General features: G+C 69.1%; 13 protein-coding genes. 8 read left to right on the forward strand and 5 right to left on the reverse strand.

Going from position 1 to position 19,767, the window contains the following annotated elements; genetic code table 11:
* Positions 1-10 precede the first annotated feature (10 nt).
* The 3 genes from NL1_RS02035 (at position 11) to NL1_RS02045 (ending at position 10,942) form a co-directional block, all read left to right on the forward strand.
* Positions 11-4,594, forward strand: coding sequence for a non-ribosomal peptide synthetase (locus tag NL1_RS02035; protein ID WP_067833513.1), 4,584 nt, complete (start codon positions 11-13; stop codon positions 4,592-4,594).
* Positions 4,595-4,635: 41 nt separating this feature from the next.
* Positions 4,636-9,687: a non-ribosomal peptide synthetase gene (locus NL1_RS02040; RefSeq protein ID WP_067833516.1), complete on the forward strand. Its 5,052-nt coding sequence runs from the start codon at positions 4,636-4,638 to the stop codon at positions 9,685-9,687.
* A 184-nt stretch (positions 9,688-9,871) separates the two neighbouring features.
* On the forward strand, positions 9,872-10,942 hold the full coding sequence (locus NL1_RS02045; RefSeq protein ID WP_156094599.1) for an MAB_1171c family putative transporter: 1,071 nt from the start codon (positions 9,872-9,874) through the stop codon (positions 10,940-10,942).
* Here NL1_RS02045 and NL1_RS02050 read toward each other — a convergent pair.
* A complete protein-coding gene (locus NL1_RS02050; protein ID WP_067833522.1) occupies positions 10,911-12,293 on the reverse strand; it encodes a SagB family peptide dehydrogenase in 1,383 nt (460 codons plus the stop codon). The two genes, NL1_RS02045 and NL1_RS02050, sit on opposite strands and share 32 nt — an antisense overlap.
* Positions 12,294-12,327: 34 nt before the next feature.
* A complete protein-coding gene (locus tag NL1_RS02055; RefSeq protein WP_067833525.1) occupies positions 12,328-13,308 on the reverse strand; it encodes an ABC transporter substrate-binding protein in 981 nt (326 codons plus the stop codon).
* 131 nt (positions 13,309-13,439) lie between these two features.
* Between NL1_RS02055 and NL1_RS02060 the strand changes: the two genes are divergently transcribed.
* Positions 13,440-14,516 (forward strand): MAB_1171c family putative transporter, encoded by a 1,077-nt coding sequence (locus NL1_RS02060; RefSeq protein ID WP_156094600.1) that lies wholly within the window; start codon positions 13,440-13,442, stop codon positions 14,514-14,516.
* 74 nt (positions 14,517-14,590) lie between these two features.
* Here the strand turns inward: NL1_RS02060 and NL1_RS02065 are convergent, their stop codons facing one another.
* Positions 14,591-16,636: a M13 family metallopeptidase gene (locus NL1_RS02065; RefSeq protein WP_245673042.1), complete on the reverse strand. Its 2,046-nt coding sequence runs from the start codon at positions 16,634-16,636 to the stop codon at positions 14,591-14,593.
* Between the two features lie 333 nt (positions 16,637-16,969).
* On the opposite strand from NL1_RS02065, the gene rplN reads away from it, so the two are divergent.
* Genes rplN through NL1_RS02085 form a run of 4 tightly spaced genes read left to right on the forward strand, consistent with a single transcriptional unit; the run spans position 16,970 to position 18,412 of the window.
* Entirely contained in the window at positions 16,970-17,338 is a 369-nt protein-coding gene (gene rplN, locus NL1_RS02070; RefSeq protein WP_014981702.1) for a 50S ribosomal protein L14, read from the forward strand.
* A gap of 1 nt (position 17,339) precedes the next feature.
* Entirely contained in the window at positions 17,340-17,657 is a 318-nt protein-coding gene (gene rplX, locus NL1_RS02075) for a 50S ribosomal protein L24 (protein ID WP_067833531.1), read from the forward strand.
* 1 nt (position 17,658) lies between these two features.
* Entirely contained in the window at positions 17,659-18,222 is a 564-nt protein-coding gene (rplE, locus tag NL1_RS02080) for a 50S ribosomal protein L5 (RefSeq protein ID WP_067833533.1), read from the forward strand.
* Positions 18,223-18,226: 4 nt separating this feature from the next.
* Positions 18,227-18,412, forward strand: a complete 186-nt coding sequence (locus NL1_RS02085) for a type Z 30S ribosomal protein S14 (protein ID WP_014981705.1) — start codon at positions 18,227-18,229, stop codon at positions 18,410-18,412.
* Between the two features lie 150 nt (positions 18,413-18,562).
* Here the strand turns inward: NL1_RS02085 and NL1_RS02090 are convergent, their stop codons facing one another.
* Both NL1_RS02090 and NL1_RS02095 read right to left on the reverse strand, forming a co-directional pair.
* Positions 18,563-18,937 (reverse strand): PIN domain-containing protein, encoded by a 375-nt coding sequence (locus NL1_RS02090; RefSeq protein ID WP_162272672.1) that lies wholly within the window; start codon positions 18,935-18,937, stop codon positions 18,563-18,565.
* Positions 18,934-19,173, reverse strand: a complete 240-nt coding sequence (locus NL1_RS02095) for a ribbon-helix-helix domain-containing protein (protein WP_067833538.1) — start codon at positions 19,171-19,173, stop codon at positions 18,934-18,936. The genes NL1_RS02090 and NL1_RS02095 overlap by 4 nt, the downstream gene beginning before the upstream one ends.
* Positions 19,174-19,767 lie beyond the last annotated feature (594 nt).

Here is a 19,767-nt window from a genome sequence, read left to right on the forward strand (position 1 = left end):
GTCCGCTGGAATGTCGGAGACCACGCAGGCGCCCGAGCGCAAGGCGGCGCCGCCGCAGATCGAGGATGTGCTCGCCCTCAGTCCGTTGCAGGAGGGCCTGTTCTCGCTCGCCAAGCTGGCCGGTGACGGCGACCTCTACAACATGCAGTTCGTGATCGAGGTCGGGGGCCCGGTCGACGTGGCGCTGCTGCGCCGCAGCGTCGAGGCGATCCTGCGCAGGCACGCCAACCTGCGCGCCGCGTTCTGGGACCGCGACGTGCCGAAGCCGGTACAGATCGTGCCCACCGCGGTGGAACTGCCGTGGTTCGAAAGGGCTGCCGACGAAAGGGAACTCGAGGCGATCGTGGCCTCCGAGGCCCGCCACAGCTTCGACCTGTCCCGCGGTCCGGCATTGCGCGTCGCGATGGTCGCTCTGCCCGACGGGTCGCACCGGATGATCGTGACCGCGCACCACATCCTGATGGACGGCTGGTCGCTCGGTGTGTTCTTCCGCGAGCTGTTCGCGGTCTACGAGGCGGGCGGCTCGGTGGCCGCGCTGCCCGCGCCGCGCCCCTATCGCGACTACATCGGCTGGCTCGCGGCCCGCGACAACGAGGCCACCCTGCGCGGCTGGGCCGATTACCTCGCCGATGCCGACCCGCTGATTCTCGCCGACCGCTCCGACGCGGCGGTGAACACGATCGTGCCGACCATCCACAAGGTGGTCCTCGACGGCGCCGACACCGACCGGGTGCAGCGCTGGGCCCGCGCGAACGGGCTGACCATGAACACGGTCGTCCAGTTCGCGTGGGCGATCGTGCTCGGCAGGCTGACCGACCGCAGCGACGTCGTCTTCGGCACCACCGTCTCCGGCAGGCCGGACGAGCTGGCCGGTGTGGAGACCATGATCGGCCTGTTCATCAACACCATCCCGGTGCGCATCCGGCTCGACGAGCTGGATGCCGCGGGCGGGGTGGCGAGCGGCTGCGCCCAGTTGCAGCGCGCGTCGGCGACCATGCGCGACAACGGATATCTGAGCCTGTCCGCTATCCAGCGGGCCACCGGGCGCGGCGCCCTGTTCGACACGCTCTTCGTGTACGAGAACGCGCCGGTCGCCGATGTGCTGCAAGCGATAACCACCGCGGACGGCACCACGTTCCGGCCGACCGCGTCGGAGAGCCTGACCCACTACCCGCTCGCGGTCGTCTCCTACCTGCTCAACGGCGAGCTGGCCGTGGTGGTGGAGGCCGTCGAATCGGTGCTCGGCGAGATCTCGCCCGCCGACCTCGGCGCACGCCTGGTAGAGGTGCTGCGCCAGCTGCCCGACATCGGTGACGCGGGCCAGGATTCGCTCGACGTGCTGCTGCCGGGGGAGCGGCCGCAACCGCCCGCCGCCCCGGCCGCTGACGTGCTCGGCGTGACGGTGCCGGAGCTGTTCGCCCGCCAGGTGGCCGCGACGCCGGACGCCTTGGCGCTGAGCACCGAGAACGAGCGCTATACCTATCGCGAGCTGTCCGACGCCGCGCTGCGCCTCGCCGGTGGGCTCGCCGCCCGCGGTATCGGCGCCGAAGACGTTGTCGCCCTGGCGATGCCGCGTTCGGCCGAGTCCATCGTGGCCATCCTCGGTGTGCTCGCGGCCGGCGCGGCCTACGTGCCGGTCGACATCACGCTGCCCGCCGCGCGGATCGAATCGATTGTGCGTCAGTCGAATCCGCGCCTGATCCTGGTGGACGGCGCGGGCGTGCCCGCACTCGCCGAGATCGAGTCGCTGCCGCCGGTCGAGGCGTTCGGCGCGGTCGTGACCGACTCCGCGGCGCTCACCGCCCCGGTCGCCGGGCACCCGGAGCAGCGCGCGTACCTCATCTTCACCTCCGGCTCGACCGGAGAACCCAAGGGCGTCATGGGCACCCACGCCGCGCTGGCCTCCTACTTCGCCGACCACCGCGACCGGGTGTACCGGCCTGCGACGGCCCGGCTCGGCAGGCCGCTGCGGATCGCGCACGCCTGGTCGCTGAGCTTCGACGCGTCCTGGCAGCCGATGATCGGCCTGCTCGACGGTCAGTCGAACCACCTGTTCGACGCCGAGGAGATGCGCGACGCGCACCGCCTGGTCGACGGGATCGGCAGGCACGACATCGACATGATCGACACCACGCCGTCGATGTTCGCCCAGCTGGCCGCCGCGGGCCTGGTGCACGAGGGCGGCGCCGATCTCGCGGTGCTCGCCCTCGGCGGCGAGGCCATCGGCGTGCCGCTGTGGAAGCAGCTGTGCGCCTTGCCGGATACAGCGGTGCACAACTGCTACGGCCCCACCGAGACCACGGTGGAAGCGGTGGTGGCGTCCGTCTCCGACCCGAAGGCGACGCCGACCATCGGCTCGCCCACCACCGGAATGACCGGCTACGTCTTCGATTCCCGGCTGCGTCCGGCGCCGCACGGCGTCCTCGGCGAGCTGTACCTCTCCGGGTCGCAGCTGGCGCGCGGCTACGCGGGCAAGCCGGGCATCACCGCCGAACGCTTTGTCGCGGACCCGTTCCGGCCCGGTCATCGCATGTACCGCACCGGAGACCTGGTGCGGCGCTTGCCCTCCGGCGATCTCGCTTACCTCGGCCGCGCCGACGACCAGGTGAAGATCCGCGGCTACCGCATCGAGATCGGCGACATCGAGGCCGCGCTGCACGCGCTGCCCGGCGTCCGGGAGGCCGCGGTCCTGGTGCTGCGCCGCCCGAGCGGACCGGTGCTCGTCGGCTTCGCGGTCGGCGCGGAACTCGAATCCGCCCGGCTGCGCGCCGAACTCACCGATCGGCTGCCCGGTTACATGGTGCCGCACCGCATCCTTGCGGTCGGCGGACTGCCGGTCACCAGCAACGGCAAGCTCGACGCGCGCCAGCTCGAGGCGCTGGCGAACGCCGCGCTGGACAGCGCCGCGGCCAGCACCGCGCCGACCTCCGACACCGAGCGCGCGCTGTGCGCGACCGTCGCCGAACTCACCGGCGGCGCTGAGCCCGGCATCGACGACCATTTGGTCGAGCTGGGTCTGGACAGCATCGTCGCGATCTCGCTGGTGAACGCCTTGCGCCGCAAGGGCATCGCGACGAGCCCGCGCGCGGTGCTCACCGCGGGGTCGATCCGCGAACTCGCGGCGGCCATCGACGCGGGCGCGGGCGCCGAGCAGACCGGCGCCGTCGCAGAGTACGGCTCCGTCGGCCAGGTGCCGATCCTGTCCTGGATGCACGAGCACGGCAACTACCGCAGGCTGGCGCTGAACACCCTGCTGGAGCTGCCCGCCGATATCGACGGCCCGCGCCTGGAAGCGGTGCTCCAATCCCTGCTCGACGGCCACGACATGCTGCGCGCCCGATTCGTCGAGACCGCAGCCGGATACGACGTCGTCACCCGCGAGCCGGGTGTGGTGCGCGCCGCGGACATCCTGACCAGAATCGAAGCGGGCCCGAACTTCCCGACGGAACTCGGCACGCAGGCCCAAGCCGTCGCCGACGAGATCGACCCGCTCACCGGCGATCTGGTGCGCGCGGTGTGGTTCACCCGCGCCGACGCGCCGGACCTGCTGCTGATCGATATCCATCACCTCGCGGTGGACCCGGTCTCCTGGCACATCGTGTGCGCGGACCTGTCCGCGGCCTGGGACCAGCTGTCGGCGGGCACGCCGGTGGCCGAGCTCGCGCCACCGGTCGAGTACACCGCGTACCGCACCTGGGCCGAGCGGACCCGGGCCCGCGCGGGCAGCGCCGAGGTCGCCGCACAGCGCGACTACTGGGTCGCGCAGACGACCGCGCCGGACCCGGTGCTCGCCGCCCGGCGGCCGGACCCGAGCACCGATACTTGGTCCTCCTACCGGGTGCAGCCGCTGTTCACCGCGCCGGAGACGACCGCCGCGGTGCTCGACGCCCTCAGCGGCGAGTTCGGCGTGCGCGAATTCCTGCTCGCGGCGCTGGCCGCGACCCTGACCACCTGGCGCCGCGAACGCGGCCAGGACGCCAGTGGCGGCGCGTACCTCGCGATGGAGGGCCACGGCCGCGAGGACGAGGTGCTTGGCGACGGCATCGACACCGCGCAGACGGTCGGCTGGTTCACCAGCGTCTTCCCCGCGCGCTTCGGCGCGGGCGCGGACGCGGTGGATGTGGCTGCCGCGGAACAGGATCCGGCCGTGGCACGGGCGCTGCTCGATTCCGTCGTTGCGACGCTGGCCGCGGTGCCGAACAACGGTGTCGACTACGGCGTCCTGCGCTACCTGGAGGCCGACGCCGAACTCGCCGCGGCTCCCGAGCCGCAGGTGCTGTTCGACTACCTCGGCCGGATGGACCTCGCCGTCGCGCGCAAGCCGTGGTCGCCGGTCCACGAGGTGGAACTGTTCACCCAGTTGCCGACCGCACCCGAACCCGATTTCCCACTCCGGTACGCCATGGACGTCATCGCGGGCGTGCAGCCCACCGACGCCGGGCCGCAGCTGGTCACCCTGCTGCGGTGGAGCGATGCCCTGTTCTCCGCCGCCGACGTGGCACGGCTCGCCGAGATCTGGCACGCCGCCGTCGCGGCGCTGGCGCACGCGATCGCGCCCGTCGCCGTCGGCGGACCGCCCGCGACGTCCGCGTGAACCCGGAACCCCAAGCCCGTCAGCTGAATCGAAGGACCACCATGTCAGACGACATTCTCGAGCGGCGTAAGCAGCTGCTGCAGCGCCGATTGCGCGAAAACGACGTGAAGGCGGCCGCGCCCGCTCCGGTGCGCACTCGCACCAGCGGCGAGCCGAGCCCGCTGTCGGACGCCCAGCGGCGCATGTGGTTCGTGCAGCGGCTCGACCCGGCCGACACCACGCTGAACGTGTGCGTCGCCTACCGGCTGACCGGAGCGCTGGACGCCGAGCGGTTGCGCGCGGCCTGCGCCACCGTCCTTGCCAGGCACGAAGTGCTGCGCACCACCTACGGGGTCGACGCCGACGGCGAGCCGTTCCAGGTGTCCCGCGACGCCGCCGAATTGCCGTGGCAGGAGCACGATCTCAGCGATCTGGCGGAGGCGAGCCGGAACCTACGGGTCGAGGTGCTCGCCCGCCGCGAGTTCGCGCGTTCTTTCGACCTGAGCACCGACCTGCCGCTGCGCGCGACGCTGGCCCGCACCGCGGCCGACGAGCACGTGCTGATCATGGTCGTGCACCACGTCGGCTGGGACGACGACTCGTGGCCGGTGTTCTTCGCCGAGGTCAACGCTGCCTACCGCGGTGACGACCTGCCGGAGCTGCGTGCCCAGTACGTCGATGTCGAGGTCGGCGCGAGCGCGGCCGACGCCGACGCGGCGGATCTGGCTTGGTGGCGCGAGACGCTGACGCCGCTGCCCGAGCGCCTCGAGCTGCCGAACAAGGCGGCGGTGGCCACCCCGTCCAAGAACGCCGACAAGCGCACGCGGCCGCTCTCGCCGGAGCTGATGGCGCGGGTCACCGAGCTCGCCCGCGAGCACTCGGCCACGCCGTTCACGGTGCTGCTCGCCGCGTTCCAGGCACTGGTGCACCGATACACAGCGGCCACCGATTTCCTCGTCTCGGTGCCCGTCGTCAACCGGCGCGCAGGTGCGGAGGGGCTGATCGGCTACTTCGGCAACGCCGTGCTGGTCCGCGCGGACCTGGACAGCTCCGCCGATTTCGCCGCGCTGCTGGAGCGGACCCGCGTCGCCTGCGTCGGCGCGTTCGGCCACCAGGGCGTCGGCATCGACCGCGTGGTCCGCGAGGTCGGCCCGGAGCGTGTCGCGGGCCGCGACGCGATGGCGCAGCTGGTGCAGCTCAGCTTCAGTGTGCGCGGCGAGGCCAACGGCTTCGACCTGGCGGGCGTCGAATCCGCCGAACTGCCGCTGGGCAGCGGGGTGGCTCAGGAAGAACTCGGCCTGATGGTGGTGCTCGACAGCGCGGGCGCGCGGGTCGAGGCGACCTACCTGGTCGATGCCCTGGACGAGCACCTGGTCACCCAATTCCTCGACCACTACGTGCAATTGCTGGACAGCGTGCTGCGCGACACCCGGCTTCGCCTGCGCGACATCGACATTCTCGGCGACGCCGATCGCGCCGAAGTGCTGGCCGCCTCGCACGGCCCGCTCGCCGAAATGCCGGCGACCACCTTGGTCGCGATGTTGGAGGAGCGCGTCGCCGCGGCGCCCGACCATGTCGCGGTGGCCTCCGACGACGTCCAGCTCACCTTCGACGCGCTGAACCGGCGCGCGAATCGGTTGGCGCACTGGCTGATCGGCCGCGGCGTCGGCGCGGAGGACATCGTCGCGCTGCGCATGGCGACCTCCGTCGAATTCATCGTCGCCACCATCGCCGTGTTCAAAGCCGGTGCGGCCTACCTGCCGATCGACCCGGCGTACCCGGCCGACCGGATCGAATACCTGCTCTCGGACGCCCGCCCCGAGCTCGCGCTCGACGCCGAAGCGCTGTCCGCCGCGGAAGGCGATGCGCAGGACCGCCCCGACACCGACCCGACCGATGCCGACCGCCGTGCGCCGCTGCGGCCGTCGAACACGGCCTACGTCATCTACACCTCGGGCTCCACCGGCAAGCCCAAGGGCGTGCCCGTCCCGCACGACGCCATCGCCGAGCACATTGCCGGCTTCAACGCCGAGTGGGACCTCACCCCGCAGGACCGGGTGCTGCAGTCGACCTCGGTGAGCTTCGACGCTTCGCTACTGGACATCTTCGTCACACTGACGGCAGGCGCGCGGGTCGTCGTGCCGAAGCCGAACGCCTACCGAGACATCCCGTACGTCGCGGATCTCGTGACTCGCCAAGGCGTTTCGGTGCTGCACATGGTGCCCTCGATGCTGGCCACCTTCCTGGTGCTGCCCGAGGTCAACGACTGGCGCACGCTGCGCCACGTGCCGGTCGGCGGCGAGGCGCTCCCCGGTGAGGTCGCCGACCGGTTCGCGACCCAGTTCGACGCGGAGCTGCGCAACCACTACGGCCCCACCGAGGCCGTGGTGTGCTCGACCCACATGCCGGTGGAAGGGCCGCAGGGCACCGGGATCGTGCCGATCGGCTTGCCGAACCAGAACGTGTACGTCTACCTGTTGGACGAGGCGCTGCAACTGGTGCCCAACGGCGTCGTCGGCGAGATCTACCTGGGCGGACGCCAGCTGGCCCGCGGCTACCTGCACCGCCCAGGCCTGAGCGCCGAGCGCTTCGTCGCCGACCCCTTTCTGTCCGGCGAAAGGCTCTACCGCACCGGCGATCTCGCGCGGCGCAACGCGCACGGCGAGATCGAGTTCGTCGGCCGCGCCGACGAGCAGGTCAAGGTGCGCGGGCATCGCATCGAGCTCGGCGAGGTCGAGGCCACCGTCACCGATCATCCCGGCGTCGCGCACTGCGTTGTGATCGTCACCGAGCACGAGTCGCTCGGACCGATCCTGGCCGGATATGTGGTTCCTGCGCCCGGCGTCGAACTGGACCTGGACACTGTGCGCGCGTTCGTCGGCGCGCGGCTGCCGGAGTATATGGTGCCCGCGGCGCTGACCGTCATCGACGAGGTGCCGCTCACCGCGCACGGCAAGCTCGACAAGCGGGCGCTGCCCGCGCCGGAACTCGCGGTGGCCCGTAGCTATCGGGAACCACGGACCCCCACCGAAATTCGCGTCGCCGCGCTCTACGCCACCTTGTTCAACCAGGACCGGATCGGCGCCGACGACTCGTTCTTCGAGCTCGGCGGTCACTCGCTGCTCGCGGCCCGCCTGATCACGATGATCCGCGCCGAATTCGGCATCGAGATCGATATGCGCGTGCCGTTCGACAAGCCGACCGTCGCGGGCCTCGCGGCCCACCTGGTCGCCTCGTTCCTGGACGAATTCGGTATCGATCTCGACGAACTCGGCGAGACCGAGGCAATCGACGCCGACCAGACCGCCGCCGCGGACGTGCGCACCTCGTCGCGGCCGGAGCTGGTACGCAGAGAGCGGCCCGAGCACATCCCGCTGTCGTACTCGCAACGCGCGTACTGGCTGCAGCGGCGCATGGAGGGCTCGATCGACGGCGAGAACGTCACCTACCCGATCCGGTTCGACGGACCGATCGACCACGCAGCGCTGTTCGCCGCGATCGACGACGTGGTGGCCAGGCACGAATCGCTGCGCACCACGTTCCCCGAGCACGAGGGCACCCCATACCAGCTCGTGCACCCGGCCGGGCACGTCGAGGTGCCGGTGCTGGATCTGCACGGCAGTGCGGAAAGGCTCGAGTCGGAACTCGCCGCCGACGCCGACTACGTCTTCGATCTGCAGGCGGAGCCGCTGCTGCAGCTGCGCCTGCTGGTGCTGGACGAGCGAACCAGTGTGCTGTCGATCCTGATGCACCACATCATCGCCGACCGCCGTTCCTGCCAGATCTTCGTCGACGACCTCACCGTGGCCTATCGCGCCCGGGCGCGAGGCGTGGCTCCGGACTGGCCGGAACTCGCCATTCAGTTCCCCGATTTCGCGATGTGGCAGCGCGAGGTGTTCGACCGCGGACCCGACCGCGCCGTCAGTGCGCTCGGTCAGGCGCAATTGGATTACTGGCGTGCGGCGCTGGCCGGGCTGCCGGACGAGATCGCCGTCGGGCACGACCGGCCGCGACCGCAGGTGCTGGGGCGCAACGGCATCGCCACGGAGCGCACGGTGCCCGCCGCGATCTGGGAGAAGGCCAGGGCCACGGCCGAGGCAGCGGGTGCCACGGAATTCATGCTCTGCCAAGCGGTGGGCGCGGTAACGCTGAATGCGCTTGGTGCCGGCGACGACCTGGCCATCGGCGCGGCCGTCGCCAACCGTATCGGCGCGGCGACCGACGACCTGATCGGTCTGTTCGCCAACGTAGTCGTGCTGCGCAACGACGTCTCGGGCGACCCGACCCCGCGGGTCGTGCTGGACCGGGTGCGCGACGCGGCGCTGGACGCGATCAGCCGCCAGGGCGTGCCGTTCGAGCGACTTGTCGAGACCATCAACCCGCCGCGCTCGCTCGCGCGAAACCCGCTGTTTCAGGTGATGATGCATGTCCGGCATCGCCAGGCACCGGTGGCGTTCAGCGCGGACGGGGCGACAACGGTGCGCGATATCGCCAAGTTCTACGACGTGTCGTTCATGGACTTCCACTTCGACTACACCGTCGATATCACCGGTGACCTGATCACGCGCGTCGTGGTCAATCCCGACCTGTACGAGGCCGCGACCGGCAAGATCTTCGCCGACGTGATCACCCGGGTATTCGAAGCGTTCGCCGAGCAGCCCGACCGGGCGCTCACCGAGCTGGAAGTACGTGCTGGCCAATGGGATCCGTCCAGGTCGGTTGTGCACATGATGCCCGTCCCCGCTCGTTCCAGCGATGGCGAGAGTGAAGCGCCGCAGACCGATACCGAGCGCACCCTGATCGCCATCCTCGAGGAACTGCTGGAGATCACCGACGTCGGCCGCGACGACGGGTTCTTCGGCCTCGGCGGCGACAGCGTCATCGCCATCCAGTGGGCGGCCCGCGCGGGCGAGGCGGGTCTGCCGCTGACTCCGCAGCTGGTGTTCGAGTACTTCACCATCGCCGAACTGGCCGCGGCGGTCGACGAGGCCGCCGCGAACCCACCCGCCGAAGACGGTGGGGAGGACAAGCACCGGCACGAGGCGATGTCGGTCTCCGGCCTGGATCAGGACGCACTCGCCGCGCTGCAGAGTTCCTGGGCGGCGCAGAGCTGATGCGGACCGGTCGGCCGGTCTCCGATCGGCCGACCGGGGTGTCTGGCGCGGCGCTGGAAACGACCGATAGCGTCGGGAGCAATGAATTCCGCCCTGAACATTGTCTCGAATCGCACGCCAGGACCGGCCGACCGCGCCGGGTTCGCGCCGTGGTGACGGCGCGAACTGTGGCGGGGTGTCCGGCGTGAGCGGCGCTGCGCCGATGTGGCTGATGGTGCCGGTGTTCGTCCTGCAAGCCTTGGTCACCCTCGGCCGGTGGCTGCTGGTGAACGACACGCACGCCGACGAACTCATCAACCGGGCGTTGAGTTTCAGCGCGGTGTGCGTGTTCTCGGCGCTCTGGGATACCGATCTCGGTGCCGACGGCTATCCGAGCAAGGTCTTTCTCGTCTGCGGTGCGCTGGCGCTGGCCAGCGTGTACGGATTGGCCGAGTTGTTCGACGGCGCCGACTCCGCGGCGGTCCGCCGCAGGCAGTGGGCGTACGACTTGCTCGCGGTGAGCGGTGCGGTGTCACTGTTGCTCGGTGACGGTCTTGCCGCACCCGCGACGTGGTGGCGGACCACTCTCTGGGTCGCGATCTTCCAACTGCCGATGGCCGCGGCCGGGGTGCGCACCGTGCGCGCGTGTCTGCGCGAAATGCCGCGCACCCGTTCGCGGCTGGAGCGAATCGCCTACTCGGCGCTGCTGGTGACCGCCGCCTACTGGTGCGGCGCAGCCTTTTTCGCCGCGGCGACGTCGGTATTCGACGGCGTCACCTACCCGACCCGGTGGACCGTGACCTCGTGCCTTGTCTACCTGTTCGTCACCACGCTCACGGCCATTCCGATGGTCCGAGCCTTCGGTGCGCGCAGTGGACTGGACCGCACCGGGCGGGAACTACGTACTTTGCACCCGCTCTGGCGGGACCTCACGGCCGCCGTTCCGGAAGTCGTGCTGCATCCCGCGGCCGGACGGATCACCGAACCGGACTCGCGCCTCTACCGCATGGTCGTCGAGACCAGGGACGCGCTACAGCACCTGCGGATGTACATGCCGCGGGATGACTCCGGCGAGCTCGGTATCGCGGCCTACGCGCGCCGGATCGCGCAAGCCGTCGACGCCAAGGCGGCCGGCGCCGCACCGTCGGCGGAACGGGCGGCGCGGGAGAATCCGTACGCGGGCCAGGATTTGGACGCCGAACTCGGGCACCTGCTCGAGCTGGCCAGAGCCTGGCCGGGCGCGGTCAGCGAGCCCGTGCGGGCGAACCGACGATAACGCTGCCGACGTTGCACTCTTCGAGCTCGTTCACGCCCGCGGCGGACACGAACGCGGCGGTGTCGCTGAAGCCCTGCGCGCAGGCGCCGAGACCCATCGCGGTGGCCGCGAGGTAGACCGTCTGCATGAGCACGCCGACGTGCTTGAGGATGCTCGCGTAGGCGACCTGCTCGTAGGTCCACATGACCCGCCCGGAGCGCGCGGCCATCGCCAGCACCAGCTGCGGTTCGCCGCCGTCGACCAGGGTGGCCGAGGTGGAGCGGATCAGCTTCTGCACGGCGGGCGAGTCGACCGGGGCGACGGGCCGCAGCACGTGGTCGAACGAATCATAGTGGTACATCCCGGGTTCCAGGCCCGCGACGTTACGCACGATCGGGTACAGCTCCAGCTCGTACACGCTGCCGCCGGACGGATACGGGCGCGAGGTGAGCTCCTCGCCCTCGGTGACCTGCCGGACCGAACGGGTGCGGGCGGTGCGGTAGAGCAGCTCGGCGAGCTGGTCGATCGTCATCGGCGCGGCGTCGTCGAAATCGCGGCAGGAGACCCGGTCTTCGAGCACGTCGGTGAGGCTGGGGTCGGCGACGCGCAGCTTGTCCAGGTCGGGCTTCGCCAGCGGGACCGGGGTGCCCGGGTAGTTCGGCTTGCGCGCGGGCGGCTGCGGGAAGGACGGCTTACCCCACTTGGTCGGGCCGAAGTGCTCCCAGGTGATGGTGCGCGGGCCGAGCGTGCTGCGGCGGTGGAACCACAGGTCCGGCGCGCTCCAGCTGCGGGTGGTGAACTCGCGCTCCTCGGCCGCCGGATCGGCGACCAGGAAACCGCACCAGTGCAGGTCGGCGGCGAGCTGGGACTTGATCGCGATGGGCAGCGTGGAATCGGCCGCGCCCGGTCCGTCCAGCAGCGCGAGCAGGCGCGGGTCGTGGATGCGCAGATCGCACCAGGCCAGCGGATGCTCCAGCACGAAACCCTCCGAGTCACGGTGCAGCACCGCGAATTTCGACAGGGTCGCCGACCACGGCAGCGCGCTCGTCGGCCGGGCGGGCGGGTTGGTGAAGGGCCGGATGGTGTAGAGATCGCGGCCGCCGTCGCGCACGGTGACCGACAGCCAGCCGCCGTCGGTCAGCTGCTCCACCAGCTCGCCGACCTCGACGCCGCCGCCAGGGCCCGCCATCTCACCGAGCGTGGACGGGCCCTGGTTCAGCGTCTTCAGCGCCTGCACCTGGGCCGCGCCCAGGCCGGTGAGCTTCTGGTTGTTCGGCGGATTCAGCAGGACCGCGCCCGTGGGCACGGTGACGCAGGTGACGCCGTCGCGCAGGGCGAACCGGGTCTGGTCGGGATACGTGACGGCGGACACCGGCAAACTCCTCTTGCTTCTTACGTTTTCGCTTTTACTTCGCGGCGTTGGCCAGCGCGGGCGACAGCTTGTCCAGGATGAACGGGATGGACAGCACGGTCGGCTGGTTGACCGCGGTGATCTCCTGCGTGGTGAGGAAGACGACCGCGTCCTTCTTCACTGCGGGCAGGTCGGCGTAGCCGGGCAGCTGGCGCCACTTCTCGTCCATGCCCGCCGAGTAACCCGCGAGCAGCAGGTCGGAGGTCAGCTCGTTGATGCGCTCCGGGGACAGCGCGACGCGGCCCTGGTTGGCGGGCAGGTCAGCGAGGTTCTTCGGGATGCCGAGACCGATTTGCGCAAAAACCTTGGCAGAGCCGTCGTTCGGGTCGTTGAGCACCATCAGCTGGGTCATACTGGCCAGCCAGGTGCTGGCGAAGGTCTTGCCCTTCAGGCCGGGATTGGCCGTGGTGATGCCCGCGATCTTGTCGTTCACGCCCGCGATCAGCTCGGTCGCCTCGTCCTGCTTGTGGAACACCTTGCCGAGCGTGGTCACCAGGTCCTGCCAGGGCGTGATGATCTCCTTGCTCAGGCCGGGCAGGGTCGGCGCGACCTTCGAGAACTCGTCGTAGTTCTTCTGATCGGCGATGAAGGAGTCGGCCAGGATCAGGTCCGGTTCCAGCGCGGCGACCTGTTCGGCGAGGTTGCCGGTGGTGCTCAGCGGCTTCGCGGACCCATCGATCTTGGTCTGCCAGGGCGGCGCGCCCTTGCCGAGCACCGCGACGTTGTCGATGTAGGCGGCGGGCGTCACCCCGAGCGCGAGGCTGGTGTCGAGCCACTGGTTGCCCAGCACGACGACCTTCTTCGGGATCCCGGTGATGGTGGTCTCGCCCCTGACGTGGCTGACGGTGATCGACTCGCCGTCACCGCTCGCCTCGTCACTCGACGATCCACACGCGGTGACGCCGAGGGCCATGACGCCGGCCAGCACGGCCACCGCCGCCCGCGCCCAACCGCGGGACGCCCGAACAGACCTCATCGTTGAACCCTCCTTCATCGAGGAGCTTCCTCGACCGGCCCTTCCGAGCCATCAGATTAAGTCAGCCAAGCCTAACCTATCCATATCCCACGGCACGGCGGGTATCGGGGCGGGCCGATAGGGTGCCGGGCGTGAGTACTTTGCCGCTCGCGGTCGTGGTGGCGGTGGCCGTGTTCCTCGCCGCGATCGTCGTGGGGCGTTGGTTCCTGGTGAACGAGTTGCTGATCGATCGGCTGATCAATGCGGCGCTGAGCTGGGATCTGGCGGCGATCGTGGCCTACGAGATCGCAAGCGTGCTCGGCATGCGCGATCTCGCGGAGCAGTTGTTCCTCGGGCTCGGTGCGCTGTCGCTGGCCTACGGGTACGGGTTCGCCAGGCTGCTCGACGGTATGGACTCCGTGACGCTGCGATCCCGGCAGCGGCGATACAACAGGGTCGGCGCGGTGACGGGAGCGGTCATCCTGTCGGGCCCGGCGCTGTCCGATCTGCTCGGCAGCCCCGCCGACCAGAACAGGGTGATCTGGACGGTGGGCAGTCTCGTCATCGCGAGCTGCGGAGCGCTGATCGCCAGAGCGTGCGTACGGGAACTCCGCACACCCGACCCGACTACCGGGGAGCGTTGGGCGTATTCCGCTCTCCTCGTCTTCGGGCTGTACTGCTGCTTCGCATCGGGCGTCGGAGCGTTCCGCATCTTCGCGGGGATGCCGTCCGCCGAGCCCGGTTTGCCCTGGGCCGTTGCCACTTTCGTGATGCTCGTGCTCGTGGCGGCGTTGATCGCGATCCCGCTGTTCAGCGCCGTGCTGGTGCGCAGCGGGTTCGACCGGAAGGGCCGCGCGTGCAGGCAGTTACGGCCGCTGTGGCGCGATCTCACCGCCGCCGTTCCGGAAATCGTTCTGCTGCAGGATGATTCGCACCGCGACGAACCGAGGTCACGACTGTATCGGATGACGGTCGAGATCCAGGACGCGTTGATGCACCTGCGACCATACGAACCGGAGCTTTCGGTCGAGCCGGGTATGGAGGACTACGCCAGGCGAATCGCGTACGCCGCACGAGCGAAGGCCTCCGGCGAACCGCCACGCCCACGCGGCGCCATACCCGCGGGCGCCGGACAAGCACTCGGGGACGACGACCGCGCCGCGGGTCTGCGTGATCTGCTCCGGCTCGCCAAGGCGTGGCCGAAGGAGGGCGCCGGGGTCAGGGACTGACGGGTGCCTGCGTCGACGGCTTGCTCGCACAGCAATCCGGCCGAAGGTGACCTTCGGCCGGATGCCCGTGTGTCCTAGAGGCTGACCCGCTGGTCCTGTGGCAGGAACAGGTCGTCGCCTTCCTTCACCTCGAAGGTGGTGTAGAACTCCGCGATGTTGCGCACCACCTGGTTGCAGCGGAATTCGTTGGGGGAGTGGGTGTCCTGGAGCCGGGAGATGGTCGACTCCTCGGTCTGCTTCTCGCGCCACGTGCGAGCGTGCGAGAAGAACATCTCGCGGTAGTCGGGCGCGACGCCCTCGCGTTCGGCGGCGATCCGGTAGGCGGCCAGCGCGATCTGCAGGCCGCGCAGGTCGGCCAGGTTCTCGCCGACCGTCAGCTTGCCGTCCACCTTGTACTTGGGATCGAGACCCTCGGGTACCAGGCCGTCGTACTGCGCGATGACCTGATCCGTCTTGGCCTTGAACGCGGCCAGATCCTCCGGCGTCCACCAGTCGCGGCGGTTGCCGTCGCCGTCGTACTTGGAGCCCTGGTCGTCGAAGCCGTGGCCGATCTCGTGGCCGATGGTGGCGCCGACCGCGCCGTAGTTCACCGCGGTGGTCGCGTCCTTGTCGAAGAACGGCGGCTGCAGATACGCGGCGGGGAAGGCGATCTCGTTGTTGGTGGGGGAGTAGTAGGCGTTCACCGTCTGCGGCGACATCGCCCACTCGGACTTGTCGACCGGGGTGCCGAGCCGGTTGAAGGCCCGCTTCACCTCGAAGGCGTTGACCGCGCGCAGCGATTCGATCAGCTTGCCCCTGGTGATCTTCAGCTCGGAGTAGTCCAGCCACTTGTCCGGGTAGCCGATCTTGACATTGATCTTGGCCAGCTTGGCAAGTGAGGCCTCGCGGGTGGGCTGTGACATCCAGGACGAATTGGTGAAGTTGTCCCGGTAGGCGGCCGTCAGGTCGGCGATCATCTCCTGCGCGCGCTGCTTGGCCTCGGGCGGGAAGTGCTTGTCCACGTACAGCTTCCCGAGTTGCTCGCCGAGATTGTCGTCGACCACGCCGACCGCCGACTTCCACAGCTCCGGCCGCTCCTCCAGGCCGCCGAGCACCTTGCCGACGAAGTCGAACCGCGCGTCGGCGATGGCCTTGGGCAGGAAGCGGGCGTAGGCGTTGGTGACGTGCACGCGCAGGTACTCCCGCCACTGCGCGATGTCCACCTCGGCCCACAGCTGCCCGGCGGCGGTGACGAAGGACGGCTGACCGACGACGATCTTCTCGAACAGCGACCGCGGCCGGTCGGTATTGCCCGCCATCCACTGATCCCACTCGAATTGCGGTGCGAGAGCGGTCATTTCGGTCCAGCTCAGCAGGTTGTAGGTGGCGTCGGTGTCGCGCACGCGCACGTTGTCCCAGTGCGCCGCCGCGATCCTGGTCTCCAGGTCGAGCACCCGCTGTGCCAGCCCCGCCGGATCGGGGAATCCCGCGCCCGCGGCCATCTTCTCCAGGTAGATCTTGTATCCGGCGAGCTGGGTGGCGTATTCGGGCTTGCGGTAGTACTGCTCGCCGAGGATCAGGCCGGACTGCCCGATCGTAGGGATGTAGGCGTTGGAATTCTTGCGGTCGATGCTGATGCCGAGACCGATCAGGCCGCCGATCGGCAGCTCGGCCATCACCTTGGCCAGGTCGCCCTTGGTGGCCGCGCCGTCGATCTTCGCGAAGAGATCCGCCAGCGGGCTCATGCCGAGCCGCTCGATCTCCGCCAGGTCCAGCCGGGCGTCGTACAGGTCGCGAATCTGCTGCGCCTCGGAGCCGGGCTTCGGGTCCGCGATGCCCTCGATGATGGCGCGCAGCTGCTCGGTGGTGCGATCGATCGCCTCGCTGATCGCGCCGACCTCGGACTTGTCCGGCGGTAGCTGGTAGTCGCGCAGCCAGGCGCCGTTGACGTGCCGGTACAGGTCGTCCTGCGGTCGGACGAGCAGGTCGGCGCCGCCCATGTCGACACCGGTCAGCTGCACGGTGTTCGCGTTACCGTCGTTCGAACAGGACCCCAGCAGCGCCGCGGCGGGAGCGGCGACGCCGAGTGCGATCAGGAAGGCGCGGCGGTCCAACTGGACACGACGACCGGTTGATGTCACGTGAATCCTCTCCCCGATGCGGTCAACGCCCGCACGTTGTGATCGATGGCGACGTTCGTTCGCGCCGAGGCTACCGGCGCGGCGGGTCGCGGGCACGGATTCCTCGCCCGGCGCCCTCGATTTTGGAACGACCTGGGGATTCCCCTACACTAGACCGGTTGCCTGCGGGAGCTGTGCCCGCATCCCGGCCGCGAACCCCCAGTGGTTTGGCTCTCGAGTTCTTGCTCAGACCGTATGAAACCGCTGGCAGGCGCGCGTTTCGGGTGGTGACACGACCATGCCCGTCGGGTCGGCAATCCGGCGTGCGTATACATCCAGGTCAAGGAGGCTGAAGTGATTCAGCAGGAGTCGCGACTGCGCGTCGCCGACAACACGGGTGCGAAGGAGATTCTCTGCATCCGCGTTCTCGGTGGTTCGTCGCGTCGCTATGCCGGTATCGGCGACATCATCGTCGCCACCGTGAAGGACGCCATCCCCGGCGGCAACGTCAAGCGTGGTGACGTGGTCAAGGCCGTCGTCGTGCGCACCGTGAAGGAGCGCCGTCGTCCGGACGGTTCCTACATCAAGTTCGACGAGAACGCCGCCGTGCTGATCAAGGCGGACAACGACCCGCGCGGCACTCGCATCTTCGGCCCGGTCGGCCGCGAGCTGCGCGACAAGAAGTTCATGAAGATCGTCTCGCTGGCTCCGGAGGTGCTCTGACATGAAGGTGCACAAGGGCGACACCGTGCTCGTCATCTCGGGTAAGGACAAGGGCGCCAAGGGCAAGGTCATCCAGGCCTACCCGGCGACCAACAAGGTCCTCGTCGAGGGCGTGAACCGGATCAAGAAGCACGTCGCGAACTCCGCCACCCAGCGCGGCGCCTCCTCGGGCGGCATCGTGACCCAGGAAGCCCCCATCCACGTGTCGAACGTGATGGTCGTCGACTCCGACGGCAAGCCGGCTCGTATCGGCTACCGGACCGACGAGGAGAGCGGCAAGCGGGTCCGGATCTCCCGTAAGAACGGGAAGGACATCTGACATGACCACCTCTGAGAAGACCCAGCCGCGCCTGAAGCAGCGCTACCGCGCCGAGATCAAGGACGCGCTGAACAGCGAGTTCAACTACGCCAACGTGATGCAGATCCCGGGCGTGGTGAAGGTTGTCGTGAACATGGGTGTCGGCGACGCCGCCCGTGACGCCAAGCTGATCAACGGCGCCGTCGAGGACCTGGCCCTGATCACCGGTCAGAAGCCGCAGATCCGCAAGGCGACCAAGTCCATCGCGCAGTTCAAGCTGCGTGAGGGCATGCCGATCGGCGCGAAGGTCACCCTGCGTGGCGACCGCATGTGGGAGTTCCTGGACCGCCTGGTCTCCATCGCGCTGCCCCGTATCCGCGACTTCCGCGGCCTGTCGCCGAAGCAGTTCGACGGCAACGGCAACTACACGTTCGGCCTGAGCGAGCAGTCGATGTTCCACGAGATCGACGTGGACAGGATCGACCGCCCGCGCGGTATGGACATCACCGTGGTGACCACCGCGACCAACAACGAAGAAGGCCGTGCCCTGCTGAAGGCCCTCGGCTTCCCGTTCAAGGAGAACTGAACACATGGCTAAGAAAGCACTGGTCAACAAGGCCAACGCCAAGCCGAAGTTCGCGGTGCGCGCCTACACCCGCTGCCAGCGCTGCGGCCGCCCGCACGCTGTCTACCGCAAGTTCGGCCTGTGCCGCGTGTGCCTGCGCGAAATGGCGCACCGCGGCGAGCTGCCGGGTGTGCACAAGAGCTCCTGGTGAGCTCGCGCTCCTGGTGAGCGCGCACGCATAACGGAACACCTCACAAGGGCACGGACTCCGAGCGAGTCCGTGCCCTTGTGTGTTTTCTTGCGACAAGCGATAACAACGAGGTTCCTTGTTAAAGGTTGATCGTCAACCTTTAACAAGGAGTCACACCACCGTGAGTGGTATCGCGGAGTCGAGGGTTCGAAGATCGTCGGGATCGGATGTGATGACGGTGATGGCCCGGGTCGCACGGGCGCAGACGATGACGTGAGCGTCGACGACGTCGGAAGCGCCGGACGTGGCGAGTAGCGCGCCCACTGCCAGCGCGCTGCGGCGGTCGAGATCCGCAACGCGCACGCCCTCGGCGGCGAGGAGCCTGTTCAGCGGATGCTGACGTGGGCTGTTGCGCCACGCCTGCCCGAGCACCGTGGCGGGGACTGTGACTTGCTGTCGGGCGCGCATCGCTGCCTGCAGCAGGGCGGCAACCCGGGCATTACGCTTCTCGATTCCAATCAGCGCTCCCGTGTCGAGCACGATCACGCGGCACCGTCCATGGCGTCGAGACCGAGAACCGCACGCGCCCACGCCATGTCGGCATCGGTTACCCCAGCCTCGGCGGCCAGCTCGTCTGCGGCCTCCTGCGCGGCCGTCCAATCGGGTTCGCGCCTAGCGATCTCGGAAAACCACGCCGACACCGACGACGCGTCACCTCGTGCCACCGCATTGTCGGCCTTCGCCGCGACATCATCGGGAATGCTGATGGTGATCCGCTTCATGTGCACAGCCTATCACTGGGGTATGAACTTGTTCATACTTCGTGGCGCTTCGCCGCTGCGTGCCCTCGGGCCGCCGAAGATGCGATCAAGGCAAAGCCGCTGATCTCGAACGCTCATGGCGGGAACGAGTGGCGCCGGTGCGAGCGAACTCCACGCTGGACCTCCTCCTCGGAAAGCCCATCGGGCCCCGATCCTCACCGTCTCCACCACGGCCACCCTGACCGGACGCAGCTTCCCCGCTACGAACGCCGCGGTCCACCGCTTGGCCGAGGCCGGAATCCTGCGCCAGCTCACCATCGGCCACGCAACCGAGCCTTCGAGTCACCCGAAGCGATCACCGCGTTCACTGCCCTGGAACGACGCCTCGCCAGTCCGGATGGTGACACGCGAACGTCGGATCCGAACCGCCCGGTGCCGCGCCACCCCTCCCGCTAACCCTCAGGGCGATGTCCGCCTCCTCGGTGCGCTCCAGCGACCGACATCCTGAGGGCTGTCGGACCGGGAAGGCGGTCGACCTGAACGGAAAGCCCGGCCCCCGCGATACAACCCGCATCCCCTTGAATCCCGACTGGCGATGTTAAGAACAGCTTCGGA

Source organism: Nocardia lijiangensis NBRC 108240 (genome assembly GCF_001613045.1).
GTDB lineage: Bacteria > Actinomycetota > Actinomycetes > Mycobacteriales > Mycobacteriaceae > Nocardia > Nocardia lijiangensis.

Excerpts from the sequence above, each read along its gene's own strand:
- NL1_RS02035 (WP_067833513.1), top strand. The coding sequence starts at position 11 with ATGTCGGAGACCACGCAGGCGCCCGAGCGCAAGGCGGCGCCGCCGCAG.
- NL1_RS02040 (WP_067833516.1), top strand. The coding sequence starts at position 4,636 with ATGTCAGACGACATTCTCGAGCGGCGTAAGCAGCTGCTGCAGCGCCGA.
- NL1_RS02055 (WP_067833525.1), bottom strand. The coding sequence starts at position 13,308 with ATGAGGTCTGTTCGGGCGTCCCGCGGTTGGGCGCGGGCGGCGGTGGCC.
- rplX (WP_067833531.1), top strand. The coding sequence starts at position 17,340 with ATGAAGGTGCACAAGGGCGACACCGTGCTCGTCATCTCGGGTAAGGAC.
- rplE (WP_067833533.1), top strand. The coding sequence starts at position 17,659 with ATGACCACCTCTGAGAAGACCCAGCCGCGCCTGAAGCAGCGCTACCGC.
- NL1_RS02085 (WP_014981705.1), top strand. The coding sequence starts at position 18,227 with ATGGCTAAGAAAGCACTGGTCAACAAGGCCAACGCCAAGCCGAAGTTC.
- NL1_RS02095 (WP_067833538.1), bottom strand. The coding sequence starts at position 19,173 with ATGAAGCGGATCACCATCAGCATTCCCGATGATGTCGCGGCGAAGGCC.